The 6,000-nt window shown below is 63.1% G+C and carries 6 protein-coding genes; all 6 read left to right on the forward strand.

Going from position 1 to position 6,000, the window contains the following annotated elements; all coding sequences use genetic code 11:
* The first annotated feature begins 125 nt into the window (after positions 1 to 125).
* The 6 genes from IHD13_RS14105 (at position 126) to IHD13_RS14130 (ending at position 5,938) form a co-directional block, all read left to right on the forward strand.
* Positions 126 to 644, forward strand: a complete 519-nt coding sequence (locus IHD13_RS14105) for an Hcp family type VI secretion system effector (protein WP_195861676.1) — start codon at positions 126 to 128, stop codon at positions 642 to 644.
* Between the two features lie 163 nt (positions 645 to 807).
* Complete coding sequence (locus IHD13_RS14110; RefSeq protein WP_195861677.1) at positions 808 to 2,928, forward strand: type VI secretion system Vgr family protein; 2,121 nt, start codon at positions 808 to 810, stop codon at positions 2,926 to 2,928.
* Positions 2,925 to 3,779, forward strand: coding sequence for a DUF4123 domain-containing protein (locus IHD13_RS14115; protein WP_195861678.1), 855 nt, complete (start codon positions 2,925 to 2,927; stop codon positions 3,777 to 3,779). Before IHD13_RS14110 ends, IHD13_RS14115 begins: the two co-directional genes overlap by 4 nt.
* Before the next feature lie 110 nt (positions 3,780 to 3,889).
* The gene (locus IHD13_RS14120; RefSeq protein ID WP_230086332.1) at positions 3,890 to 4,282 is read left to right on the forward strand and encodes a DUF3304 domain-containing protein; all 393 of its coding nucleotides are present in this window, start codon (positions 3,890 to 3,892) and stop codon (positions 4,280 to 4,282) included.
* Between the two features lie 68 nt (positions 4,283 to 4,350).
* Positions 4,351 to 4,761, forward strand: coding sequence for a DUF3304 domain-containing protein (locus IHD13_RS14125; protein ID WP_230086333.1), 411 nt, complete (start codon positions 4,351 to 4,353; stop codon positions 4,759 to 4,761).
* Positions 4,754 to 5,938 carry a phospholipase effector Tle1 domain-containing protein gene (locus tag IHD13_RS14130; RefSeq protein ID WP_195861681.1) on the forward strand — a complete coding sequence of 395 codons (1,185 nt, stop codon included), beginning with the start codon at positions 4,754 to 4,756 and terminating at the stop codon, positions 5,936 to 5,938. Before IHD13_RS14125 ends, IHD13_RS14130 begins: the two co-directional genes overlap by 8 nt.
* Positions 5,939 to 6,000: the final 62 nt, after the last annotated feature.

Genomic DNA, 6,000 nt, shown 5'->3' on the forward strand with positions numbered 1-6,000 from the left:
GATGCTTTTACCGCGATGATTTTTATAGCACATTGATTATCAATGACTTTGTGGTTTCTGGCATGGCTCCTGCGCTATAAAGGGTGTCCTCAGGACATTTTCTCATACCGTCAAGGAGCAGACTCATGCCGACACCTTGCTATATCAGCATCCACGGTCAGACCCAGGGCCATATCACCGCCGGCGCCTTCACCCCGGATTCCGTGGGCAACATCTACGTGGAAGGCCACGAAGACGAGATGCTGGTGCAGGAGTTCAAGCACATCGTCACCGTGCCCACCGACCCGCAGTCCGGCCAGCCCGCCGGCCAGCGCGCCCACAAGCCGTTCATCTTCACCGTGGCGCTGAACAAGGCCGTGCCGCTGATGTACAACGCCCTGGCCTCCGGCGAGATGCTGCCGACCGTCGAGCTGAAGTGGTACCGCACCTCCGTGGAGGGCCGTCAGGAGCACTTCTTCACCACCTCCCTGACCGACGCCACCATCGTCGACATCAACCTGCGTATGCCGCATGCCCAGGACTCGACCCAGTCCGAGTTCACCCAGCTGATGGACGTCTCCCTGGCCTATCGCAAGATCGACTGGGAGCACACCGTGGCCGGTACCTCCGGGTCCGACGACTGGCGCGCGCCGCTGGAGGCGTAAGCCCCAGGATGGCCGCCTGCGGGCGGCCATCATCGCGAGCCGGCTGACGCCAGGGCGGGGTGACGCGCCCTGGCGTCAGCCGGTCGGCGTTTCACGGCGCCCTTGCCTCGCCGCGTCGAGGCGTTAAGCTCTGTCACTCGACTTCCAGGAGGGAAGACGCCGTATGGCCCACGCAAGCGGACTGCACTTCACCCTGACCCTCGCCGGTGCCGATGACCTCGACCTGGCGGTGCTCGACTTCACCCTCGACGAGGCCCTCTCGGCGCCCTTCCGCCTGACGCTGCAGGTCGCCAGCCGCGACGGCGAGCTGAGTGCCGAGGCCTTCCTCGACCGCGAGGCCAGCCTCACCGTCTGGCAGGACGGCGAGCCGCTGCGCCGCGTCCATGGCCTGGTCAGCGAGTTCGCCCGCGGCGATCGCGGCCACCGCCGCACCCTCTACCACCTCGAGGTCCGCCCGGCGCTGTGGCGCCTCGGCCTGCGCCACAACGCGCGGATCTTCCAGCGGGTCTCGCCGCTGACCATCATCAACACCCTGTGCGAGGAGCGCGGCCTCACCGACGTGGCCTTCGCCGTGACCCGCGAGCCCGAGGAGCGCGAGTACTGCGTGCAGTACCGCGAGAGCGACCTGGCCTTTATCCAGCGCCTGGCCGCCGAGGAGGGGTTGTGCTTCTTCCACGAGTTTGAAGACGCCGAGGGCGGCACCCATCGCCTGGTGTTTGCCGACGATCCCCAGGTGCTGGGCGGCCTGGGGCCGCGTCCCTACCATGGCCGCGCCGGCGGCACCCCGCCGCGGCGCCATCTGCGCAGGCTTAAGCAGGTCGCGCGGGTGGCCCCGGCCAGCGCCGTGCTCAAGGACTACTCCTTCAAGCAGCCGGCCTATTCGCAGCTGCATGAGCATGCCGCCGACGGGCTCGATGCGCATGCGCAACGTGGCGTCGTTGATCGAGGGTACGAGCACTACGACTACCCGGGCCGCTACAAGGCCGACGCCTCCGGCACGGCCTTTACCCGCATCCGCCTCGAGGCCCTGCGCCGCCAGGCGCTGACCGCCGAGGCCGAGAGCGACCTGCCGGAGCTGGCCCCCGGCACCCGTTTCACCCTCGAGGGCCACGACCTCGAGGAGACCAACCGCGACTGGCAGGTGGTGGCGGCGGTTCACAGCGGCAGCCAGCCCCAGGCCCTGGAGGAGGAGGCCGCCCAGGCCGACGGCCTGACCCGCTATGCGAACGACCTGGTGCTGGCCCCCGCCGATCGCGCCTGGCGTCCCGAACCGCCCATCCGGCCCCGGGTCGACGGCCCCCAGGTGGCCTTCGTGGTCGGCCCCGAGGGCGAGGAGATCCACTGCGACGAACACGGCCGGGTCAAGGTGCAGTTTCCCTGGGACCGCTATGCGGCCCCGGATACCGCCGGGGCTGGCGGCGCAGCCGCTGAAAGAGGGGCCAGCGCCTGGCTGCGGGTCAGCCAGGGCTGGGCCGGCGGCGGCTACGGCGCCATGGCCATCCCGCGCATCGGCCACGAGGTGATCGTCAGCTTCCTGGAGGGCGACCCGGACCAGCCGCTTATCACCGGGCGCACCTACCACGCGGTCAACACCCCGCCCTATGCGCTGCCCGAGCACAAGACCCGCACCGTGCTGCGCACCCAGAGCCACCAGGGCGAGGGCTTCAACGAGCTGCGCTTCGAGGACCAGGCCGACCAGGAGCAAATCTGGCTGCACGCCCAGAAGGACCTGGAACTGCTGACCAATAACGACCGCACCGAGGCGATCGGCCACGACAGCTTCCTGCGGGTCGCGAACGACCGACTCGCCGAAATCGACAACGACGACCACCACCGCGTCCACGGCAACCGCCATGAGCAGAGCGACGGCAACCAGCACCTGATCGTCCAGGGCAGCCTGCACGTCCGGGCCGGCCAGGCCTGGCTCAGCGAGTGTGGCCGCGAGCTGCATATCAAGGCCGGCCACAAGGTGGTGCTGGAGGCCGGCAGCGAGCTGACCCTGAACGCCGGCGGCAGCTTCCTCAAGCTCGACGGCGGCGGCGTGACCCTGGCCGGCCCGAGCGTCAAGATCAATGCCGGCGGCAGCCCCGGCTCGGGCTCCGGCCAGGCCGCCGAGGCTCCGCTGCTGCCGGGGCATGCAGTAACCGAGACACATACGCGGGTAGCAGGTATTGCACAGGATGCACTGCTGACGACCCGACTCAAGGTTCCGGAAGTGTGCGAGGCGTGCTGGAAAAAAGCCGTTGAGGAAGGGCAATATGCCATTGCGGAGGACAACGCATGAACAATGATTGGACTCCCGGTGCATGGCAGACAACAACACCTCTCTACCAGGTGAAGCGTTATGCCTTGGTGGAGCTGGCCTCGCTGCCGGCATATGCACGCACGGAGCTCTTCGCGGCATTCCAAGCGGACGATCACTATTGGCCATTGCTCGATGACCCGTCCCAACCGCATTTACAGCGTGAAGGCCCATGGCTGTTGGAAGTCAACGACACCCGTGGTGACGCCTGGCGAAACCTCGAGTCGATTGACTGTGCGCTTCATGCCTGGATCGAAAGCGAGCTCCCAGGAGAACAGCTCGCGTCTCAGCTGGCCCCGGCCATGGTCATCGAAAACTCTATGGGCAGGCGCTCTCTATTGCGCTTCTATTTACCGGAGGTCATCGAGCGGCTACATGCCGATGCTCCACAAGCATGTCATGACGCTTTGTTCGGCAATATTCAGCGCTGGTGGTATCGATCTGGGGGAAAAGAGTGGGTGGCACTGGAAGGCTTCTCACGCCAGGCCCCCTCGGGACCCTGGGAGTTGAGAGTCGGCGATGAGCTATGGATGGCACTGCATGGTGATACAGAGGTCATGGGGCTGACGGCCGAGCTGGTCGATATTGTCCCCGAGTTGTTCGGCGACATCTGCTCTTGCGATCGCCCCCGCCTGGTCAGACTAGCGCTGGAACAAGCCGACTCGTATGGATTGACACGTATTTCAGATCGCCGAGTGTATGCTTATCTGCAACTCAGCCAGGGGGAGGCCGCCTGGCAATCGGACGAGATGCGCTCTTGGCTGGAGCACGCCGCCAATGGCGAAACGCCCCTGCTCGACCTGCTCGACAACGCCTATGGGGAGCCAATCTGATGCTGGCCAACTGGGCAATAAGTCGTTTTTTCCGTCTGATTCCTGTCTGGCTTCAGGTATGTCTAGTGATAGGCGTTATCATTGCCGTGGTTTGGCAGTCTTACTTCCGTATGCCTGTTAGAGGGTCGTTAACCGGCCATACGCACATAGACCGTCCGATCTATAGCTTCTGGGTTAACGACAACTGGGGGGGGAACCTGTCAGCATACTCTGGAGGGCCCTATACCAGGGGAGGGGTAACCTGCTGCTGGTCTTTCAAGGGTGACACCGTAGAGGTCACCTGGATCCTTAGCATGACCGGAGAGCAAGAGCGATCGGGGATGGAGTCAGAGCGACACAGTATTACGCTACCCATGCCTGAATATAGCCGAGGGGATCAATACCTACACGTTCACTTTCTTCCCGGGAACCGGGTAGAGATGGCCTGGAGCCCAACCCTGCGGTCACCGCTTGCCGAGCGATTTATTGGCCGTAGTCATACCACTCGAAACCAGCAAGGATAAGGGCAATGCTAGTACGTTTGGCCATCAACCGTTTTTTCCGTCTGATTCCTGTCTGGCTTCAGGTCGTTATGGCGGCCGGCATTATAGCTATCGTGAGCTGGCAGAGTGTCTTCTCCCCTTCCGTGAGTGGCAGCATCGCCGGTTACAATCATACTGATCGACCGATTTTCCGATTTTGGGTCGATGGAAACTATGGCGGAAATATAACGGCCCACTCCTGGGGAGGAACCACCTGTTGTTGGTCTTTCAATGGTGACATTGTAGAGGTTACCTGGATTCTTAGCATGACCGGCGAGCAAGAGCGGGCGGGAATGGAGTCAGAGCGACATAGTGTTACGCTATCCATGCCAGAACATAACAGAGGGGATCAGTACCTACATGTCCACTTTCTTCCAGGCGGCCAGGTCGACCTCGTTTGGAGCGAAAACATCCGGTCTCCAAAGCTTAGTCAGTACAGCCGGAGATCAATAAATGATTGATTCTTGCACGATGGAGGGTGTCGCGGCATTTAACTCTAGAGTCAGTGATGCTTCTGCGCCCCGCCTGGGAGCCAACTGCCATCAGGTATTAGAGATCGGGTTTTTCTTTGATGGCATGGGACGGAACTTGGAGAATGACCTGCTAGAGGACAGGGTCAGCAATATTGGAAAGTTGTTTGAAGCCTATCCCCTGGAAACAGCTAGCCGTACCCGAAAGGTTAGCAAGCGCTACTACTCTGGCCTAGGCACCCCCTTCGAAGCCAGCCTCTCCGAGAACCTGGCAGGGATGGCCCACCGCGCTCCCGGCGAGGCGGAGACCACCCGCGATGCCCGGTTGCGCGACGGCGCCCTCGAAGCAGCGGGGGAGGCGGCTTCCGGCGGTCGCCAGGGGCGCTGGTGGGAAGTCTTCGGTCGCACCTTCAAGGGCTCGCTCACGCGCCCCTGGAACTGGGTCAAGCAGGCGCGGGACTCGGCAGTACGCACCGGGGCCGAGGCCTTGGCCCCCATTCGGGACAATTCCCTCGCCGCCAACCTGTTGATGAGCGGCTCCCATACGCGCCAGTCGAGTGCCATTCGCGATTTTCGACAAAGCGTGCAAGACGTGAAGCAGAACAGTTCGCTTCCCCTGACCCAGATCCGGGTGTCCGTCTTCGGCTTCGATTTCGGCGCCGCCATGGCCAAGGCCTTCGTGCGCGAGCTGCTCGATGAGGTCTGCGAGCAGGAAGGGAACGGCTATCGCTTTGAAGATGCCGAGGTTCGACTGGTGTTCGCCGGCCTGTTCGACTGCGTGGATCGCACCCATCCCGAAATGGGTCCGTTGGACTGGTTTCACCCACTGACACCGGTGCTCGACGATGGCGGCCCCCTTCATCCGGACTGCCAGCGTGCCCTGCATCTGATCGCCGCCCATGAGCGGCGCTTCTATCGCCGCTGTCGCCCCTTGGGCGGGCGGAACCCCCAGTGGCGGGAAGAGCTCTGTCCCGGAATCAGCGAAGACATCGGTGGCGGCCTGGTGGCGGACGAGCAGAAGGCCAGTGCCGAGCTATCACGGGCCGCACTGCATCGTATGTATCGCCAAGCAATACGAGCGGGCATCCCCTTCCCCTCGTTAGAGAGCTTGCGCGAAAGAGATGTCATGACTGCGCAACTCTTCGAACTCAATGACCTGGATTCATAGAATAACCGCAGCACTTTGGACCACGCGGTAGAAGCAAGAGGGCCAGCGCCGGTACCCTCCCT

The sequence above is a fragment of the Halomonas sp. 328 genome (assembly GCF_015645095.1).
Lineage (GTDB): Bacteria > Pseudomonadota > Gammaproteobacteria > Pseudomonadales > Halomonadaceae > Bisbaumannia.

Bases quoted from the DNA above. Each gene is read 5' to 3' on its own strand.
- IHD13_RS14105 (WP_195861676.1), top strand. From the start codon at position 126: ATGCCGACACCTTGCTATATCAGCATCCACGGTCAGACCCAGGGCCAT.
- IHD13_RS14110 (WP_195861677.1), top strand. From the start codon at position 808: ATGGCCCACGCAAGCGGACTGCACTTCACCCTGACCCTCGCCGGTGCC.
- IHD13_RS14115 (WP_195861678.1), top strand. From the start codon at position 2,925: ATGAACAATGATTGGACTCCCGGTGCATGGCAGACAACAACACCTCTC.
- IHD13_RS14120 (WP_230086332.1), top strand. From the start codon at position 3,890: ATGCCTGTTAGAGGGTCGTTAACCGGCCATACGCACATAGACCGTCCG.
- IHD13_RS14125 (WP_230086333.1), top strand. From the start codon at position 4,351: ATGGCGGCCGGCATTATAGCTATCGTGAGCTGGCAGAGTGTCTTCTCC.
- IHD13_RS14130 (WP_195861681.1), top strand. From the start codon at position 4,754: ATGATTGATTCTTGCACGATGGAGGGTGTCGCGGCATTTAACTCTAGA.